General features: G+C 70.7%; 17 protein-coding genes and 2 pseudogenes. 13 read left to right on the top strand and 6 right to left on the bottom strand.

Annotation, left to right across the window (positions count from 1 at the left end; translation table 11 throughout):
- Window positions 1-23: 23 nt before the first annotated feature.
- Window positions 24-1,601, top strand: coding sequence for a hypothetical protein (locus ACWC97_RS20450; RefSeq protein WP_450650721.1), 1,578 nt, complete (start codon window positions 24-26; stop codon window positions 1,599-1,601).
- Between the two features lie 275 nt (window positions 1,602-1,876).
- A complete protein-coding gene (locus ACWC97_RS20445) occupies window positions 1,877-2,755 on the top strand; it encodes an SCO0930 family lipoprotein (RefSeq protein WP_450650719.1) in 879 nt (292 codons plus the stop codon).
- Window positions 2,756-3,158: 403 nt separating this feature from the next.
- Here the strand turns inward: ACWC97_RS20445 and ACWC97_RS20440 are convergent, their stop codons facing one another.
- Window positions 3,159-3,953 carry a hypothetical protein gene (locus ACWC97_RS20440; RefSeq protein ID WP_450650717.1) on the bottom strand — a complete coding sequence of 265 codons (795 nt, stop codon included), beginning with the start codon at window positions 3,951-3,953 and terminating at the stop codon, window positions 3,159-3,161.
- A gap of 615 nt (window positions 3,954-4,568) precedes the next feature.
- Here ACWC97_RS20440 and ACWC97_RS20435 point away from each other — a divergent pair.
- Window positions 4,569-4,739 (top strand): annotated as a pseudogene (locus ACWC97_RS20435) (Tn3 family transposase); the annotation flags it as partial.
- A 92-nt stretch (window positions 4,740-4,831) separates the two neighbouring features.
- On the opposite strand, the gene ACWC97_RS20430 reads toward ACWC97_RS20435, so the two are convergent.
- Window positions 4,832-5,059 carry a hypothetical protein gene (locus ACWC97_RS20430; RefSeq protein ID WP_450650715.1) on the bottom strand — a complete coding sequence of 76 codons (228 nt, stop codon included), beginning with the start codon at window positions 5,057-5,059 and terminating at the stop codon, window positions 4,832-4,834.
- Window positions 5,060-5,288: 229 nt separating this feature from the next.
- On the opposite strand from ACWC97_RS20430, the pseudogene ACWC97_RS20425 reads away from it, so the two are divergent.
- Window positions 5,289-5,528: pseudogene (locus tag ACWC97_RS20425) on the top strand (Tn3 family transposase); the annotation flags it as partial.
- Between the two features lie 157 nt (window positions 5,529-5,685).
- Here the strand turns inward: ACWC97_RS20425 and ACWC97_RS20420 are convergent.
- Complete coding sequence (locus ACWC97_RS20420) at window positions 5,686-6,303, bottom strand: hypothetical protein (RefSeq protein WP_450650713.1); 618 nt, start codon at window positions 6,301-6,303, stop codon at window positions 5,686-5,688.
- A 517-nt stretch (window positions 6,304-6,820) separates the two neighbouring features.
- Here ACWC97_RS20420 and ACWC97_RS20415 point away from each other — a divergent pair.
- From ACWC97_RS20415 to ACWC97_RS20385, 7 genes are all read left to right on the top strand, one after another.
- On the top strand, window positions 6,821-7,675 hold the full coding sequence (locus ACWC97_RS20415) for a HipA family kinase (protein ID WP_352274275.1): 855 nt from the start codon (window positions 6,821-6,823) through the stop codon (window positions 7,673-7,675).
- Window positions 7,672-8,055: a DUF3037 domain-containing protein gene (locus tag ACWC97_RS20410; protein WP_352274276.1), complete on the top strand. Its 384-nt coding sequence runs from the start codon at window positions 7,672-7,674 to the stop codon at window positions 8,053-8,055. The genes ACWC97_RS20415 and ACWC97_RS20410 overlap by 4 nt, the downstream gene beginning before the upstream one ends.
- 235 nt (window positions 8,056-8,290) lie before the next feature.
- Complete coding sequence (gene fabG / locus ACWC97_RS20405) at window positions 8,291-9,052, top strand: 3-oxoacyl-ACP reductase FabG (protein WP_352274277.1); 762 nt, start codon at window positions 8,291-8,293, stop codon at window positions 9,050-9,052.
- Window positions 9,053-9,072: 20 nt separating this feature from the next.
- Window positions 9,073-9,828, top strand: coding sequence for an SDR family oxidoreductase (locus ACWC97_RS20400; RefSeq protein ID WP_392279939.1), 756 nt, complete (start codon window positions 9,073-9,075; stop codon window positions 9,826-9,828).
- 117 nt (window positions 9,829-9,945) lie between these two features.
- The gene (locus ACWC97_RS20395) at window positions 9,946-11,526 is read left to right on the top strand and encodes an ABC transporter substrate-binding protein (RefSeq protein ID WP_352274546.1); all 1,581 of its coding nucleotides are present in this window, start codon (window positions 9,946-9,948) and stop codon (window positions 11,524-11,526) included.
- An 81-nt stretch (window positions 11,527-11,607) separates the two neighbouring features.
- On the top strand, window positions 11,608-12,291 hold the full coding sequence (gene ung / locus ACWC97_RS20390; RefSeq protein WP_352274279.1) for a uracil-DNA glycosylase: 684 nt from the start codon (window positions 11,608-11,610) through the stop codon (window positions 12,289-12,291).
- A 330-nt stretch (window positions 12,292-12,621) separates the two neighbouring features.
- On the top strand, window positions 12,622-13,107 hold the full coding sequence (locus ACWC97_RS20385; RefSeq protein ID WP_352274280.1) for a hypothetical protein: 486 nt from the start codon (window positions 12,622-12,624) through the stop codon (window positions 13,105-13,107).
- Window positions 13,108-13,138: 31 nt separating this feature from the next.
- On the opposite strand, the gene ACWC97_RS20380 is transcribed toward ACWC97_RS20385, so the two are convergent.
- Window positions 13,139-13,612, bottom strand: coding sequence for a hypothetical protein (locus ACWC97_RS20380; RefSeq protein ID WP_352274281.1), 474 nt, complete (start codon window positions 13,610-13,612; stop codon window positions 13,139-13,141).
- A 352-nt stretch (window positions 13,613-13,964) separates the two neighbouring features.
- On the opposite strand from ACWC97_RS20380, the gene ACWC97_RS20375 reads away from it, so the two are divergent.
- Both ACWC97_RS20375 and ACWC97_RS20370 read left to right on the top strand, forming a co-directional pair.
- Window positions 13,965-14,864, top strand: a complete 900-nt coding sequence (locus tag ACWC97_RS20375; protein WP_450650709.1) for a Gfo/Idh/MocA family protein — start codon at window positions 13,965-13,967, stop codon at window positions 14,862-14,864.
- A 93-nt stretch (window positions 14,865-14,957) separates the two neighbouring features.
- Entirely contained in the window at window positions 14,958-15,302 is a 345-nt protein-coding gene (locus ACWC97_RS20370; protein ID WP_450650707.1) for a hypothetical protein, read from the top strand.
- Here the strand turns inward: ACWC97_RS20370 and lnt are convergent.
- Both lnt and ACWC97_RS20360 read right to left on the bottom strand, forming a co-directional pair.
- Complete coding sequence (lnt, locus tag ACWC97_RS20365; RefSeq protein ID WP_450650705.1) at window positions 15,289-16,890, bottom strand: apolipoprotein N-acyltransferase; 1,602 nt, start codon at window positions 16,888-16,890, stop codon at window positions 15,289-15,291. The two genes, ACWC97_RS20370 and lnt, sit on opposite strands and share 14 nt — an antisense overlap.
- Window positions 16,891-16,905: 15 nt before the next feature.
- On the bottom strand, window positions 16,906-17,403 hold the full coding sequence (locus tag ACWC97_RS20360) for a nuclear transport factor 2 family protein (RefSeq protein ID WP_450650703.1): 498 nt from the start codon (window positions 17,401-17,403) through the stop codon (window positions 16,906-16,908).
- Window positions 17,404-17,446: the final 43 nt, after the last annotated feature.

Raw genomic sequence — 17,446 nt, 5'->3', positions numbered from 1 at the left:
CCGTACGGAGGAGGACGAGAAAGATGCGCGACGCCCCGAGGACGACGAACGAAGCGCGGCGGCCGACGCCGTGGCGCACGACGGCACGGGTGACGGCGGTGTGCGGCCTGGTGGCCGCCACCTGGCTGGCGCTGCCCGCACCGGCGCAGGCGCTGGGTTCCGTACGGGCTCTGGACTCCGCACCGCCACCGGCGGCTGTGCGGATGCAGTCTCCCCGGGCGCTGCGGGCCGACGAGGTGACGAAGTACTACGTGGTCAAGTCCGCTCAGGAGAACGGAGGCGAGCAGGAGACGCTGTTCGGGATCGCCCAGCGCACCCTCGGCGACGGCGACCGGTTCGAGGAGATCCTGGTCCTCAACAGCGCGCGCCAGCTGCCGGACGGTTCGGCCTTCGTGAGCCCCGACCAGCTGACCCCGGGCTTCCCGCTGATCCTGCCGGAGGATGCGGACGGGCCCGGCGTGGAGTTCGGTGTCCTGCCCGAGGAGAACGCCGACGCGGCGAAGCCCCCCGCACGGAGTGCCTCCCCCGCGCCCCGCGCCGCGGCCGGCCGGGGCTCTGGACAGTTCGCCGGGCTCGGCGACCGGCTCGGGTCGCCGTGGCTGATCGGGGGTGTCGCCGGCGCCGCCGTACTCACCGTGGTGATCGTCGCGCGGCGTCCGATCGGCCGGGCCGTGCGCGCCACCGGCTCCGGGACCGTGCGGGCCGCCCGGGTGCTGCGGCCCCGGCTGCCGCGCCGCCTGGCGCTCGCGCTGCGGCGGCGTCGGCGGGGCGCGCTCGCGCGGCGGCTCGCGGCGGACACCCGTACGCCGGTAATGGTGCGGCAGGCCCTGCGCGAACTGATCCCCGCCGACGCGGCGGAGGCGGAGCGTCCGGTACGGGTCTACAGTGTCCTCGCCGAACCCACGAAGCTGCTCGCGTCGGTATCGGGGGCGCGCACGGCGCCCGCGTCGTGGACCGCGCTCGAACCGAATCGCTGGGAGCGCACCGGGCTGACCCCCGTCATCGAGGGCGATCCGACGGCTGACGTGACGCTCGCACTGCCGCACCTCGCCCGGATCGGGGTGAGCGAGCGGGGCGCGCAGGTCATGGTGGACCTCGGGCAGATCAACGGTGCGCTCAGCATCAGCGGTGACCTCGTCGTCGCGCAGGACACGGTGGCGGCCCTGGTCCGCGGTCTCCTCGAACTCCCGAGACAGAGCACGGTGGTGGTGTCGGTGGACCCGAGCGCAAGCGCCCTGCCCGGCCTCAACGGCCTGGTCCGGGTCCGCTCGGTCACCGATGTGCAGGGCAAGGCGCCGGACGAGATCCTCGACTCGGCAGAGGAACTGGGCATCGGCCTGGTACGCGGCGCGGCCCGTACCGGCGAGGTCACGGGCTTCGTCGTCCTCCAGGACGCGCCGACGGCGGACGAGGCACGGGCCCTCGCGGGCCTTTCTTCACCGGAGGGCGGCAGCTGGACAGTCCTCACCGTCGGCGACATCCCCGGCGCGCACTGGCGGTGGTACGCGGAGAGCGACGGAAGCGTGGACCTGGGCGTGCTCGGCATCCAAGTGGTCGTTCCGACACAGACGTTGGTTGGGGCGGGCACGGGGCGTGTGTGACGCCGCACGCCGATAGGGGCGACCCGAGGAAAGAAATCCTTCGGAATTGAACCGTTCCGTAGCCGAAGCCGTGTTCACGGTGACCGGCCAGGACGGATTCCGGGTCCGGAAACTCCGCTCCGGCAGCCGGCCGGCCTCCTCCCCGGCTGCCGGGGCGGGCCTTTCAGGTGCGCATCGAGCAGATCAAGAGACGCTGAAAAGGCCGCACCCACCTGGGTAATCAGCTCAGCTATTCATTTCACGCATTCGTCGAGAGTTCCGAAAGAGGGATCCCCATGCGCAAATTCGCCTACGTCCCGGTCGCGATCACCCTTGCCGCGGTCCTGAGCACAGCCGCGTGCGGCGGCTCCCGGAGCACGGCGGCAACAACCGCCGGCTCCCCGGAGCTCTCCGCCTCGAAGGCCAGCGGGGCGCAGCCCGAGGAAGCGGGCCGCCTGAGCGTGTGGAAGAGCGCGAATCTGGGCTCGGTCGTGACGGACGGAGCCGGCTTCACCCTGTACCGCTTCGACGAGGACACGGCCTCGCCCTCCGCGTCCACCTGCGCGGGCGACTGTGCCGCCGCCTGGCCTCCGGTGCTCGCCGACAGTGCGAAGGCGGGCCGCGGCCTCGACCCGTCGCTGCTGGGCTCGGTCGAACGCCCCGACGGCACCAGGCAGCTCACGCTCGCCGGCCGGCCGCTCTACCGCTACGCGCAGGACACGCAGCCCCGGCAGACCCGCGGGCAGGGCATCGGCGGCACGTGGTTCGCGGCCGCCCCCGACGGGTCGAAGGCGAAGCAGACGGCGAGCGCCCCGAAGGCACTTCCCGCGCTGTCGACGGTCGAGGACAAGGAACTCGGCGAGATCATCCGCGACGGCAAGGGCCGCACGCTCTACCGGTTCACCAAGGACACGGCCTGGCCGATGAAGTCGAACTGTCAGGGCGACTGCCTCAAGCAGTGGAAGCCGGCCAAGCTCGTCGACAAGAAGAACATCAAGGGCATCGCCCCCAAGCTCCTCATCAAGTACACCCGCCCCGACGGCACCGAGCAGCTCACCATCGACTGCTGGCCGCTCTACTGGTACACCGGTGACGAACAGCCCGGCGAGACCAACGGGCATGCTGTCAACGGCACTTGGTTCACCGTGCGGGCGGACGGCAAGCTCGCCAAGTGACCGACCTCAGGCATACGTCGACCGGCGGTGCGTTGTTTCCACCTTCCTGACGCCATGCGACGCTCGAAATGTCGATCAAGACCTGTGTTGATCGACATTTCAGCACGGCCCAATACGGCCACAGAGGGTGATCGGCAGGACGGACCCCCGGAGGAGCCGGCGACTTCGAAGTCGGGGTGGCCGGTCCACTGGCGGGCGACCGCGGTCAGGGCGCCCCCAGTCCCGGCAGGGGCTGTCTCGTCGTTCCACTGGCGAAAGGCACGGGCCTGCCCGAGCAGGGTGCGGATGGTGTCGTTGGGGGCCTGTAGTGCGCGGTCGGCGTCCGGGCCGAGCGGCCGGGTCAGGAGCAGGGGGTCGGTGAGCGCGGAGAGGAGCCCCGGTGAGCGCGGCGAAGTCGGCGTTGTCAGCCCGTCTGGGCCGCTCGGGCGCGGTCGGAGAGGAGTCGGGTAAGGCTTTCGAGGTCTGCGCTGCTGTAACTGCGGCTCTCGTTGTCGTTGCCGACGACGATGGTGAGGACCGTTCCGGTGCGGACCACGGTGCTTCGGCTGGTATGGGTGACGTACGCGTCTCCCCGGCTCGTCGAGATCGAGAACGCTGCGACCTGGTCCCCAGTCTGTGCCATGGTCAGTGAACTCGCTCCCTGCTCCCGGGCCTTGGAGGTTTTTTTGTCGAAGGCCGCCCGTGCCGTGCCTTCGTCCGGATAGGAGAAAACAAGGAACTGGGTCTCCATGCTGTAGCGCCCCAGATACTCGGCCTGGCCTTCGAAGGTGGAGCCGTCATCCTGCGAGGAGACGTCTGCGGTGGGTGCTGAGCTCTCGGTCCAGCCCGACGGCAGGCTTGTCGCGTCCGGCAGTACGTTGCGGACGGCCTCTGCACCGGCGAGCGGCTGCGCGCCGTCCGCATTGCCGGTGCCTGCTGTGTGGTTGCCCGTTTCGTTGCTGCCGGTCGTCCCGGTCTCCTGTTGGCCTTGCCCCGACTCCGACCCGCCTCTGGTCCGGGAGCCGGGAGAGTCACCGTCGAGGGCTTGGACGCTGCCGTAGACCAAGAGTGCCACCAAGGTCGCCAGCGCGACGCAGACCCCGCCGAAGGCGGAACGTCCCGCAGGAGTGTTGTTGAAGGTCACCGGCCCGAGCGAAATGGTGTTGCCGCGCACCCGCGCCCCACCGTCGATTACCACACTGTTCTGGATGGTCTGCATAGGCGGTTCCTCGGGCGGCGGCCCCGCAAGGACCGGAGCGAGGGCCGCGGCCAACGCGGCGGCAAAGTCTTGGTCGGCCGCGACCCCGGCGTTGAGCTCATTGTGCAGCCCTGCGACGGCAGCCGGGTCATCGGGCCGCGCGTCCACAGCTGCCAAGGCCGCTTGTCCCGATGGCGTACCGCTGAGCCGCTGCCGTACGAGGTCGGAGACGGCCTGCCCCACTCCGGTGGCCGCCGCGGTGGCTGCGCTCCCGGCAAGCGCTGTTACTACTCGCACGGCCTGTGACACGAGGTCCGTCGGATCCATCATTTCCCCCATGAATCAGCTGCGCACATGCTAAGGCCGGAGGCGTCCTCCTTTGAGTCAACTCACTGAAAATCAAGGCGAGTTAGTTGGATGCGGCCTTTGGAGTGCGTTGCCCCGGATCCTCACCGACACCGAACTCACCGCCGCCTTGCTGATCGAGATCGATGTGGAGGGCGCAGGCCGCCGCCGTAGGCGGGCTCGCCCCTGTTGCGGGCCGACTCTGACCTCACGAGGTCGCCCGAGACCGTTGGCCAAGCCCGGCCAGGCAGTCAACGACGTTCTCGGCCCGCTCGGCGAGCACGGATTCCACGTCTACCGGCCATCGCCGCGGCGAACGCCGCCCAGGCACAGGTGCCAACCATCAAGTTCTGGGGCTACGGGCTGCTCGCGTCCGTCGACGGCCTGCGCTTCGTCGTTCCCGTACGCACCATGAATGCCGCACCCAGCCCCAAGTGCTTCGCGAAGAAGACCGGAATAACGTAGCTGAACGCGATCAATGACCAGGTGATCGGCATCGGGCAGATGGTGGTGCCACAAGGTGAAGCGCAGAGCGATGTTCTAGATCGCCGACCTCACGCGCCGGCAGGCGTACGGGTCGGCGTCTGCCCGTACAGGATCTTCTCTGCCGCGACCTGCTCGTCCACCCACACCTTTCCCTGGCCGTGACAGTCTTCGCACGCCTCCCAGCGGAGGTTGGGCGTATCGGTGGCTTCGTCGAGCATGCCGTGCAGGACCTGCACGGAGCCGTCTCCGTCACACTCGTCGCACTGGAACTCGTACTCGCCCTCAACCAACGCCATCACGCGAACCCCCCTGACCAGGAACGGATATGAGGGCTGTGATCCTATGCGCGCGACGCTGCCCCGATCTACACGCCACCTTGCCGGAGCTATACGAGGACATGGCCCTTACCAACCACCGGAGCCAACCTCCGTGCCGTGAGGCGCCCGAGCGATTTCCGTACCTACGGCTCCTTGGGCACCACAGTCCGTGACCGCTCCGCCGGTCTCGCTGGACGAGTTGGGATAAGACCAGCTCGGCTCGCTCGGCCTGGTCCTGAACGCAGTGGTGCTCTGGACGACCAGGCACATAGCCGTCGTCCAGATGCGCGCCGAGGGCCACGAGATCCGGGATGAGGACGTGGCCCGGCTGTCCCCGCTGAAGCACAGGAACCTCAACGTGCTGGGCCGCTACAGTTTCACCGCCACCCAGTCGGCGGGCGGCACCCTGCGCCCGCTGCGTGATCCGGACGCGGCCGGGACAGGATGACGACGAGGACGGCGCAGGTACCGACCAGGGCACCGATTGGCCTATGGGCCGCCGCCTTCGTCAACCGCTTCGGCGCCGTAGCGGTCCGCTCCATGCCGACGCTAGCGGCAACCGCTGGTACTGAGCTCCACCTGGCCTGCTTGACCAAGGACGTGGCTCACCGGATATGCCGCTGGAGCACGGGCGGGACCGAAGCCGAGGTCGTGTGCCCACGGCCCGAGTTGTCGGCGGTACGTCCAAGTACGGCGCGGAACCGCTCCCGTCCCGCCTCGATGCTCGCTTCCCACAGCCCCGCGGCGTCACCCGACGCAGAGAGGGACTGGAGCCCATGCTCCTGCGCACGGAAGCTGGCGCCGAACACATTCTGGTCCAGCATCCCCATCGCAGTGAGCGCCGCATGGCCACAGGACACCGCGTCATCAGCGCTCCCGGAGCCGTTGGCCAGCAGGGCATATCGCAGGACCAGGGCGGCGAAGAAGGTGTTGATGCCGACGACGTCGGTGACCGCTTCGTCATCCATCGGATGCAACTCGGGGAACCCCTCCAGCACGCGTACGCGCTCCGGGGCGTCGGAGAGCGGGCGGTCGACGTGCCAGAGGTCGCGTACGGACTCCACGTAGAAATCCACGTCGCCTTCACGGCCCGCTCCGCCTGCCCGCAGCCCTACGAACAGTGGCGCCATGCGTTCGGCGCAGGCGGCTACATACAGACGGACCATCTCTCCGCCCCCGCCGCGGAGGGTCGTCGTGACGGCCTGGTCCACCAACGTCTCCATGCCCTCACCTCTCCTGTAATCCGTGCGTACAGCCGACATGCTCGCAGGAGGTCGGCGCGTTCCAGTATCTGGGGCACCAGCACCGCAACAGGTCGACGCACATATGGGCCTCCCGGCAGCGGGCCACAATGAAGCGTTCCCGCCGGTAGAAGTGGAGCTGCCGTGGGGCAAACCGGAGGGAGAGAGAGGAAGGGGTTCTCCCTGCTGCTCATCACGCGCTTCGGCACGCCTACGCCTCGATCATGTCGGAAGCCGGGCAGTCCGCCGCGCCCCTTGTCGCGGCGGCTTGGAAACCCCTCGCGTCGATCACTCTCGGTTACTATGCTCACTTCGTGCCGGAGGCCGGCAGTAAGGGGCGCGGTACCGTCCACGGTCTGCTCGGGGAGCGCGGGGGATCAGCTTGCTGGCCGAAACTCCCCGGATTCTCCCCAGTGCTGTTGACCCCTGCTCCCGGCCTCTACGCTCTGAAGAAGTCTTCCGTGGATTGCAAGGTTGAAGAGATGGGTGGCCTGGGAAAATGTTGGAAGAGGTCGTAGCGACCCGCTACATCACGCCGCTACGTGAGGGCGGCTCGCTCCCCGGGATCGTCGAGGCCGACGACCTCGGCACGTACGTCATGAAATTCACCGGCGCCGGGCAGGGGCGTAAGACGCTCGTCGCGGAGGTGATCTGCGGACAGCTCGGCCGGCGCCTCGGGCTGCGCGTCCCGACCCTCGTCCAGATGCAGCTGGACCCGGTCATCGGCCTCGCCGAGCCCGACCAGGAGGTGCAGGAGCTGCTCAAGGCCAGTGGCGGGCTCAATCTCGGGATGGACTTCCTGCCCGGCTCCATCGGCTTCGACCCGCTCGCCTACGAGGTGGACCCGCGCGAGGCCGGACGGGTCGTCTGGTTCGACGCGCTGATCAACAACGTCGACCGGTCCTGGCGCAACCCGAACATGCTGGTCTGGCACGGTGACCTGTGGCTCATCGACCACGGCGCCACCATGATCTGGCACCACAACTGGCCCGGCGCCCGGACCTCCGCCGCCAAGCCGTACAACGCCTCCGACCACGCGCTCGCCCCGTTCGCCCCCGACATCGCGGCCGCCGCCGCCGAACTGGCCCCACTGGTCACCGAGGAACTGCTCACCGAGGTCGCCGCGGACGTCCCCGACGAATGGCTGGTGGACGAGCCCGGCTTCGCCACCACGGACGAGCTGCGCCGTGCCTACGTGGAGGCGCTGCTGCCGCGCGCCGCGACCATCCACGAGCGCATCACCATGGACGGCCCCACCCCGGACCGGCCGTCCCAGGCCCCCGGCTGGCTCACCGACCACCTCACCCCCTGGCCCCACCCCACCAAGAAGAACGACAAGGACGGCCAGCGGTGAGCGAGCGCGATGTCTTCGAGTACGCCCTGCTGCGCGTGGTGCCCCGGGTGGAGCGCGGTGAGTGCTTCAACGCGGGCGTGGTGGTCTACTGCCGTGCCCGGAGCTTCGTGGCCGCACGCACCCACCTCGACGAGGCCAAGCTGAAGGCCCTGGACCCGGCCGCCGACACGAGGGGCGTACGGGCCGCCCTGCACGCCGTCGAGGGCGTCTGCCTCGGCGGCGCACAGGCGGGCCAGGCCGCCCGCGACGACGCCGGCCGCCGCTTCCGGTGGCTGATCGCGCCGCGCTCCACGGTCGTCCAGCCGGGCCCCGTGCACAGCGGTCTCACCACGGACCCGGAGGCCGAGGTCGAGCGGTTGCTGGAGCTGCTGGTCCGCTGACGGTCCGCCGACGCGCCGCCCCGCCGCCATCGCGCGGGTGGTGCGCCGGATGTGACATGCGCCGCGGCGGCCGCGCGCCGTTGACACCGGATGCCGCGGCTTCTAGCGTCTCCTCTGCTGAAGGTACTAAGCGGTCGCTCAGGCATCGGGAAGGTTCCGCACACGAGATCGAGATCCCGTGCCGGAGGCGCCCCGGACCCGCTGGGCGGCGATCCAAGGGCGAGGAGAACCAAGCATGTCCACCACCGAGCAGCGCGTCGCCGTAGTGACCGGAGCGGCCCGGGGCATCGGCGCCGCCACCGCGGTGCGCCTGGCGGCCGAGGGCCGCGCCGTCGCCGTACTCGACCTCGACGAGGCCGCCTGCAAGGACACCGTCGACACGATCACCGCGGCCGGGGGCAGGGCCCTCGCGGTCGGCTGTGACGTCTCGGACAGCGCCCAGGTGGAAGCCGCGGTCGCGCGGGTCGCCGCCGAGCTCGGCGCCCCGACGATCCTGGTCAACAACGCGGGCGTGCTCCGCGACAACCTGCTCTTCAAGATGAGCGAGTCCGACTGGGACACCGTGGTGAACGTCCACCTCAAGGGCGCGTTCCTGATGGCCAAGGCCGTCCAGAAGCACATGGTGGACGCCGGGTTCGGCCGGATCGTCTCGCTCTCCTCCTCCTCGGCGCTCGGCAACCGGGGCCAGGCCAACTACGCCGCCGTCAAGGCGGGCCTCCAGGGCTTCACCAAGACGCTCGCCAAGGAGCTCGGCAAGTTCGGCATCACCGCCAACGCCGTCGCCCCCGGTTTCATCGTCACCGAGATGACCGCCCAGACGGCCGCCCGGATCGGCATGGGCTTCGAGGACTTCCAGGCCGCAGCCGCCACCCAGATCCCGGTCCAGCGCGTCGGCCGCCCCGAGGACATCGCCAACGCCATCGCCTTCTTCACCGGCGACGACGCGGGCTTCGTCTCCGGCCAGGTCCTGTACGTCGCCGGCGGACCGCTCAACTGAACCCGGAGGGCTGGGACATCATGGCAGTGCAGGACAGCGGGAAGGTCGCGCTCATCACGGGCGCGAGCCGGGGCATCGGCTACGGGGTCGCCGAGGCGCTGGTGGCCCGGGGCGACCGGGTGTGCATCACCGGACGCGGCGAGGAGGCGCTCCAGGAGGCCGTCCAGCGGCTCGGCGCCGACCGGGCGATCGGCGTGGCCGGGAAGGCGCACGACGCGGAGCACCGGACCGAGGCCGTCGAGCGCACGATGGAGGCGTTCGGCCGGGTCGACTTCCTGGTCAACAACGCCGGTACGAATCCGGTCTTCGGTCCGATCGCGGAGCTCGACCTCGACGTCGCCCGCAAGGTCTTCGAGATGAATGTCGTCTCCGCGCTCGGTTTCGCGCAGCTGACCTGGAAGGCGTGGCAGAAGGAGAACGGCGGTGCGATCGTCAACATCGCCTCCGTCGCCGGTATTTCCGCCTCGCCCTTTATCGGTGCGTACGGCATGAGCAAAGCGGCCATGGTCAATCTGACCCTGCAACTGGCGCACGAGTTCGCGCCGGCCGTCCGGGTCAATGCGATCGCGCCCGCGGTGGTGAAGACGAAGTTCGCCCAGGCGTTGTACGAAGGCCGGGAGGCGGAGGCCGCGGCGGCTTATCCGCTGGGTCGGCTGGGAGTTCCCGAGGACATCGGCGGCACCGCCGCGTTCCTGACCTCCAGTCAGTCGGAGTGGATGACCGGACAGACCCTGGTGGTCGACGGAGGGATCTTCCTGAACGCGGGTGTGGGCTGAGACGGCCTGAGCTGGTTTGGCCCTGATTGACTCAAGTGCCCTGTCGGGCCTGCGGATTGACCCGACGGGGCACTGCGGTATCGTCTGCCGACCCATGGCTGATCGAGGAGCGTGCACGTGTTCTACCGGGCCAGTCTGCAGGCCGCTGCAGTCTTTGCTTCCCTTTCTCTGCTGGCCGGCTGCGGACTTCTTTCCGACAGTGGTTCGAAGGGCGAGCAGAAAATAGTCGTCGGCACCACCAGTGAACCCTCGACCCTCGATCCGGCAGCGGCGTGGGACAACTCCTGGGAGCTGATGCGGAATGTCTTCCAGACCCTGGTGAGTTTCCCGACCGGAAGCACCAAGCCCGAGCCCGATGCGGCGGAATGGTGCAGGTTCACCGATGCCACCAGCACCTCCTACCGGTGCAAGATGCGCGAGGGTCTGAAATTCTCCAACGGGGACAAGCTCGACGCCGCGGCGGTGAAGTACTCCATCGACCGGATCTCGGAGATCGCCCTCAAGACCGGACCGGTCGGCATGCTCGGTTCGCTCGACCGTGTCGAGACGAAGGGGGACGACATCGTCGTCTTCCACCTCACCCGGCCGGATGCCACGTTCCCGTTCATTCTGGCCACGCCCGCGATGTCGCTGGTGGCCCCCAGTGACTATTCGCAGCACAAAATACGCAACGACGGAAAGGTCACGGGTTCCGGTCCGTACCTCCTCGACTCGTACAAGCCGGGGACCCGTGCCGAGCTGGTGAAGAACCCGGACTACCAGGGCTTCGCGCACCGCAAGAACGACGCGGTCACCATCCGGTACTTCAAGGAGTCCGCCCCGGTGGTCGCGGCGCTGCGGAAGAAGGAGATCGACGCGATCTACCGCGGCCTCACCGCCGAGGAGGTCGTCGGCCTGGAGCGGGACCAGTCCAAGGACGGCCAGCCGCGCATCGTCGAGACCGTCGGCGCCGACATCCGCTTCCTGGTCTTCAATCCCGAGGACCCGGCGGCGGGGAACGTGGCCGTGCGGCGCGCCATCGCCCAGCTCGTCGACCGCGACGCCCTGGTGGCCAAGGTCTACCAGGGGACGGCCGAACCGCTGTACTCCATGGTCCCCAAGGGCATCGCCGGCCACACCACCAGCTTCTTCGACGCGTACGGCGACCCGGACCGGGCCAAGGCGAAGCAGATCCTGTCCAAGGCGGGCATCAACAAGCCGGTCGAGCTGACGTTCTGGTACGCCACCGACCGGTACGGCTCCTCCACCGCCCCCGAGTTCGACGAGCTGAAGCGCCAGCTGGACGGCTCCGGGCTGTTCCGCATCACGCTCCGGAGCACGACCTGGACGCCCTTCCAGGAAGGCTTCACCAAGGGCGAGTACCCCGTCTTCGGCCGTGGCTGGTTCCCGGACTTCCCGGACGCGGACAACTTCATCGCCCCGTTCGTGGGCAAGCAGAGCGTCACGGGGATGCCCTACCTGAAGGACGAGATCACCAAGCAGCTGCTGCCGGAGACCCGCAGGAAGAGCGACCGGGGCGCGGTTGCCAAGCAGTTCGAGCGGGCCCAGCGGATCCTCGTCGAGGACGTGCGGCTGCTGCCGCTGTGGCAGGGCAAGCTGTACGTCGCCTCGGGCGAGGACATCGGCGGCGGCGAGCGCGCCCTGGACCCGCAGACGGTCATGCAGATGTGGGAGTTCTACCGCAAGACCAGCTGGTAGTCCGCACTGCGGGACGCGTTGTCAGTGGCCCCCGGTAGGTTCTCGGATGTACAGCTGATTTGCTTACCGGAGGTTGTTGAAGTGACCGACACCGACCTGTTGCCCGAGTCCTGGCGAGACGTGCTCGGCGACGAGCTCCAGAAGCCCTACTTCAAGGAGCTCACCGAGTTCGTCGAGGAGGAGCGGGCCAAGGGGCCGGTCTATCCGCCGCGCGACCAGGTGTTCGCCGCCCTGGACGCCACGCCCTACGACCGGGTGAAGGTCCTCGTCCTCGGCCAGGACCCGTACCACGGCGAGGGCCAGGGCCATGGGCTGTGCTTCTCCGTGCGGCCGGGGGTGAAGACGCCGCCCTCGCTGCGGAACATCTACAAGGAGATGAAGGAGGAGCTGGGCCTGCCGGTCCCGGACAACGGCTATCTGATGCCGTGGGCGGAGCAGGGTGTGCTCCTGCTCAACGCCGTGCTGACGGTCCGCGCGGGCGAGGCCAACTCGCACAAGGGCAAGGGCTGGGAGAAGTTCACCGACGCCGTGATCCGGGCCGTCGCCTCGCGGCCCGATCCGGCGGTCTTCGTGCTCTGGGGCAACTACGCCCAGAAGAAGCTCCCGCTGATCGACGAGGAGCGCCATGTGGTGGTGAAGGGGGCGCACCCCTCGCCGCTCTCGGCCAAGAAGTTCTTCGGCTCCCACCCGTTCACGCAGATCAACGAGGCGGTGGCGGCGCAGGGGCACGACGCCATCGACTGGCGCATCCCGGACCTGGGCTGAGCCCGCTTCCCGGTCCGGCCGACGGCGGCTTTCGGCGGCCGGCCCGGGACGCCCGCCCGCACCTCGGCGGGGTCGGCGGCCGCCGGAGCCAAGGGCTGCCCCGTAATCCCTGGCGGGCGCGCGACGGCAGCTACGACACCTCGCCGACGGCAGCTACGACACCTCGCCGCGTTGTCGGAACATCCGCATACATCCGGTATGGGGATGTTCCTCCGCCTTACGATGTACCGCATCCGACGCCGCGCGCTGATCCACCACGGATTGCCGGGAGGACAGTCCTTGGCGTCGACCGGGAACGAACGGGGGACCGGCGCGTGTGAGGAGGCCGCGGTGGCGGAGCAGCGGGAGGCGTCCAGGGACGCCGTCATGACCAGGATCGGCCAAGCGGTCATGCTGCTGCACGGCGGCGACCGGGAGGAGGCCCGCAACCGCTTCGGTGCGCTCTGGTCGGAGATCGGTGAGGCGGGCGACGCCCTGGACCGGGCCACCCTCGCCCACTACATGGCCGACACCCAGGACGACCCCGGTGACGAACTGGCCTGGGACCTCCGGGCGTTGACCGCCGCCGACGGGCCGGGCGACGAGCGGGCGGCCCGGCATCCCGACGCCCCCGCGCTGCGGGCCTTCTACCCCTCGCTCCACCTCAGCCTGGTGGCGGACTACCTGAAGCTGAGACGCCCGGACGCGGCGCGTTTCCATCTGGACCGGGCCCGCGCCGCCGCCGGCACGCTCGCGGACGGGCGGGCCGACGACGGGTACGCGCAAGGGGTGCGCGCGGCGATCGCCCGGCTGGAGCTGCGGTTGCGCGAACCCTGAGCCGGTCCGCCGACCCTGCGACCGGGCGGGGTCAGTGCCCGTAGGCGTGGTCGCAGATCCTGGACTGCGGGCTGCCCGCGGGCCAGTGCCCGTAGCCACGGCCCAGGGCGCAGATGCCCGTACCGGGGGCCGGTGGCGGCGGGACGGGGACCGGCGCGGTCACCCCCGGCGGCACGGGAACCGGGCGGGGGAGCGGACGCGTGGTGGCGGGGTGCCGTTGCCGCCACGGCGCACGGGGCGCGGAGCGGCGGGGCGCGGACGGGGCGCTGGTCGCGCGGGGCGGGGCGGCCGACGAGGGGCGGGGGGTGGACGGCTCGGGGACCGGCAGGGCCTCCAGCGAGTCATGGACGGGCGGCAGCACGATCTGCGGCGACAGCCTCTGGGCGGGACCACTGCTGTGCGGCCGGGGCGGGATGTCCGGACCCGGCCCCACGGACACGCAGCCGGACAGCGTGGTGGCGGCCATGCCCACCAGGAGGCTCACGGTGATTCGAGTTCGTTGCACGTGATCAACTCTGCGGTGCGGACGCGTCCCGGGAGGCTACGGCGGCCTGGATTGCTCCGCACGGGTGACACCCGGTCGGCGTGGCGCCCGCCCGGGACCGAGGGTTCCGTTCAGCAGTTCGGTGAATTCCGCGCGTGACCCCTCTTGTCCGGGAAGGACGGACGGACCAGCGGCCGGGTCCGGCCGCGTGAGGGAACGACACCGGTCACCCGCGCCGGTCCACCGGAGGCGGGCAGGCCAGCGGGCCCCGCCTTCCCCGCCGGTCGACGGCCGCCCCGGCCCACGTATGCTGCCTCTCGCGAGGCGGACACGGCGCCGACGGACGCCGGACAGCGAGAACAGGGAGACCCTGATGAAGGTCGGCTGCATCGGGCTCGGCGACATCGCGCGCAAGGCGTACCTGCCGGTGCTGACCAGCCTGCCCGGCATCGAGTTGCACCTGCAGACCCGTACGCCCGCCACCCTTGCCGCCGTCGCCGAGGCCCACCGGATCCCGGCCGCGCAGTGCCACGCCGACCTGGACGCGCTGATCGCGCAGGGGCTGGACGCGGCGTTCGTCCACGCCCCGACGACCGCCCACCCGCAGATCGTGGCCCGGCTGCTGGAAGCGGGCGTCGCCACCTACGTCGACAAGCCGCTGGCCTACGAGATCGCCGATTCCAGGCGGCTGGTGGCCCTGGCCGAGGAACGCGGCACCAGCCTCGCCGTCGGCTTCAACCGCAGGCTGGCCCCCGGCTACGCGGAGTGCGCCGAGCATCCGCGCGAGCTGATCCTCATGCAGAAGAACCGGGTGGGCATGGCGGAGGACCCGCGCACCATGGTGCTCGACGACTTCATCCACGTCGTGGACACCCTCCGCTTCCTCGCGCCGGGACCGGTCGAGGACACCGTCGTACGCGCCAGGGTCCGCGACGGACTGATGCACCAGGTCGTGCTCCAGCTGTCCGGCGACGGATTCACCGCCATCGGCATGATGAACCGGCGCGGCGGGTCGACCGAGGAGCGGCTGGAGGTCTCCGGCCAGGACGCCAAGCGCGAGGTCGTCGACCTCGCCCGGATCATCGACCACCACGGGGTGCCGAGCGTACGGCGGCGCGGCGACTGGGTGCCGGTGGCCCACCAGCGCGGCATCGAGCAGTGCGTCCTGTCCTTCCTCGACGCCGTACGCGCCGGCAGGGTGCTGCACGCCGGCGACGCCCTGCTGACCCACGAACTCTGCGAGCGCGTCCTCACCGACCTGGGCCTCGGCTGAGGCCGAACCCGGCGCCGCCCGGCCCCGGGATGCGCCGGATCCGGACGGGATGCAGGCTGGGGTGATGTCCCACCGGCCTGTGGAGGTGACCTCGTGCGACCCCACGACGAGCCGACGGGCTGGGGAGCGCTCCAGCCGCCGCCCGGCTACTACTCGGCCGACGGACGGCCGCCCGACGCGACGCAGCGCGCCCTGATCCTCGACTGGGCGGTCAACCAGCGGATAGCCGCCGGCTGGCGGGTGGAGTCCCGGTCCCGGACGCAGGTCGTCATGGTCCGGGGAGCCCCGCTCAACCATCTCCTGCACGCCCTCCTGACGGTGCTCACCTGCTTCCTCTGGGGCGCCGTCTGGGTGGGGCTGGCCGTGACCAACAAGGTCCAGCGGGTCGCGCTCACCGTCGACGCCCAGGGCCGCATCATTTCGGTCAACGGCCCCTGACCGGCCGGTCGGAGGCGGTCCGCCCGCGCTCCGCGCGCGAGCGGACCGCCTCGTACCCGCAGAACAGCACCAGCACCGTCGCCGCTCCCTGGAGGGGCCAGTCGCCCAGCCGCGCATAGAGCGTGCTCCCCGTCGCCAGGGGCACGTCGAACACGGCGGAGCCGCGCGCCTCCGTACCGGACGGTGTGCCGATCCGGGCGCCCGAGGGGCCGTACGCCGTACTGACCCCGGTGAGCGTGGAGTGCACCATCGGGCGGCCGGTCTCGGCGGCCCGCAGCGCCCCCAGCGAGGCATGCTGCCAGGGCGCCCAACTGTGCTGGAACGAGGAGGTCGAGGACTGGGCGACCAGCACCCGCGCCCCGTCCCGGGCGAGCCGCCGGCTCATGTCGGGGAACGCCGACTCGAAGCAGATCATCGGCCCGATCCGCAGGGCGTGCCCGCCCCCGGCCCCGGGCACCGTCATCGTGGTCTGCCGGGTGCCCCGCAGCCGGTCCTCGCCCGCCGCCCGGCCCAGGGACGTGACCCAGCCGAGCACCGACCGGGCGGGGACGTACTCGCCGAACGGCACCAGCCGCATCTTGTCGTACCGGTCCCCGGTCGGCCCGTCCGGACCCACCAGCACCGCCGACTTGAAGATCCCCGTCCGCCCCGCCCGGTCGGTCTGCCGGGCGTCCACACCGACCAGGATGTCCGCGCCCGCCCGGCGTGAGAGCGCGGCGATCCGATCGGCGACGTCCGGCCGGTGCGCGAGATCCACCCCCGCGCTGCTCTCGCCCCACACCACCAGGTCGACGCCGCGCCCGGCCAGCGCACCGGTCAGCCGCTCACCGGCGGCCAGCCGCCGCTCCGGGCCGAGGGGCCCGTCGAACATTCCGGGCTGTACGACGGCGATCCTCGCCACCCCCGACTCCGCGGGCCGGGGTGCCCACCGCACCGCCGCCCCCACGGCCAGCCCGCACACCACGAGGGACACCCCGGCCACCGTGCGGGCGGCCGGAGCCAGGAGCAGCAGGGCCACGGCCGTGTTCACCGCCACCAGCACCAGGCTCACCAGCCACACACCGCCCACCGACGCCACACGGAGCGCGGGCCCCACCTGCCACTGGGAGGCGCCGAGCAGCCCCCAGGGACCGCCGAGCGCCTGCCAGGAACGGATCAGTTCGATCATCAGCCAGCCGCAGGGCACCAGCACGACCGCGCGGGCGGCCGCCGGTGCGGAGGGCCGTCCGCCCATGGTCCGGCGGACCAGCAGCCCCCACGGCGCCCACAGCAGACCGAGCAGCGCGGCCAGGACCACGATGAAGACATGGAGACTCGGCATGAGCCAGTGGTGCACCGCGAGCATGTAGCCGGTGCCGCCGAGCCAGCTGTCCAGCGCGGCCCGCCGCCCTGTACCGGCCGACCGGACCAGGAGCAGCCACGGCACCAGACAGACAGCGGCCAGCCACCACAGGTCCGGCTCGGGGAAGGTGAGTGCGGGCAGCGCCCCGGCGAGCAGGGCCAGACACCCCCGCCCCCAGGCCGACCGCAGTACCCGCTCCCGTCGCTCCTGTCCCCGCCGCTCGCCCCGGCCGGCCGGAATCCGCATGCGGCTCCTCCCTGTTCACTCCCCGGCGAGGAGCCCTCCGGCGCCGCGCCACTTCTCGTGCACGGTCACCGTGCGAATGCGCCAGCCGTCGGCCGTGCGCGACAGCGTGAACGCGTACCGTCCTCCGGAGACGAAGTTCGGCGCGGTGGACCGCGCCGCCGGGCCGTCCGCGCGGCTCTCGGGGTGCTCCAGCCGCATCGGGTTGAGATAGTCGGCCCGGGCCTTCGCCCCGTCGCCGCGGTACCCCTCCGGGGCCTCGAGGGCGATGCGCCGGTTGACGATCAGATGCTGGCGTACGGGGAAGAGCCGCATCGTCTCCGCCAGCCACCGGGCCACCTCGGCCACCGGGCCCTCGATGCCGCCCGCGCCGCGGTAGTCGGCTCGGCCGTCAGCGGTGAACAGGGCCAGGTAGTCGGCCCACTCGCCGTCGTCAACCGCCGCCGCGTACCCCGTGAGCAGGGCGTCGACGGCGAGCCGGTCCATCAGATGGGCGAGGTCCGCGCGCTGCGTCATCGGGTCAGTGTCCGCCCGCCCGCCGAAGAGGCCAAGAGGCGTG

It is taken from the genome of Streptomyces sp. NPDC001108 (genome assembly GCF_053598535.1).
This window is presented reverse-complemented; position numbering and strand designations above follow the sequence as displayed.

Coding starts and splice junctions, on each gene's coding strand:
- ACWC97_RS20450 (WP_450650721.1), top strand. CDS start 24: ATGCGCGACGCCCCGAGGACGACGAACGAAGCGCGGCGGCCGACGCCG.
- ACWC97_RS20445 (WP_450650719.1), top strand. CDS start 1,877: ATGCGCAAATTCGCCTACGTCCCGGTCGCGATCACCCTTGCCGCGGTC.
- ACWC97_RS20440 (WP_450650717.1), bottom strand. CDS start 3,953: ATGCAGACCATCCAGAACAGTGTGGTAATCGACGGTGGGGCGCGGGTG.
- ACWC97_RS20430 (WP_450650715.1), bottom strand. CDS start 5,059: ATGGCGTTGGTTGAGGGCGAGTACGAGTTCCAGTGCGACGAGTGTGAC.
- ACWC97_RS20420 (WP_450650713.1), bottom strand. CDS start 6,303: ATGGAGACGTTGGTGGACCAGGCCGTCACGACGACCCTCCGCGGCGGG.
- ACWC97_RS20415 (WP_352274275.1), top strand. CDS start 6,821: ATGTTGGAAGAGGTCGTAGCGACCCGCTACATCACGCCGCTACGTGAG.
- fabG (WP_352274277.1), top strand. CDS start 8,291: ATGTCCACCACCGAGCAGCGCGTCGCCGTAGTGACCGGAGCGGCCCGG.
- ACWC97_RS20400 (WP_392279939.1), top strand. CDS start 9,073: ATGGCAGTGCAGGACAGCGGGAAGGTCGCGCTCATCACGGGCGCGAGC.
- ACWC97_RS20375 (WP_450650709.1), top strand. CDS start 13,965: ATGAAGGTCGGCTGCATCGGGCTCGGCGACATCGCGCGCAAGGCGTAC.
- lnt (WP_450650705.1), bottom strand. CDS start 16,890: ATGCGGATTCCGGCCGGCCGGGGCGAGCGGCGGGGACAGGAGCGACGG.
- ACWC97_RS20360 (WP_450650703.1), bottom strand. CDS start 17,403: ATGACGCAGCGCGCGGACCTCGCCCATCTGATGGACCGGCTCGCCGTC.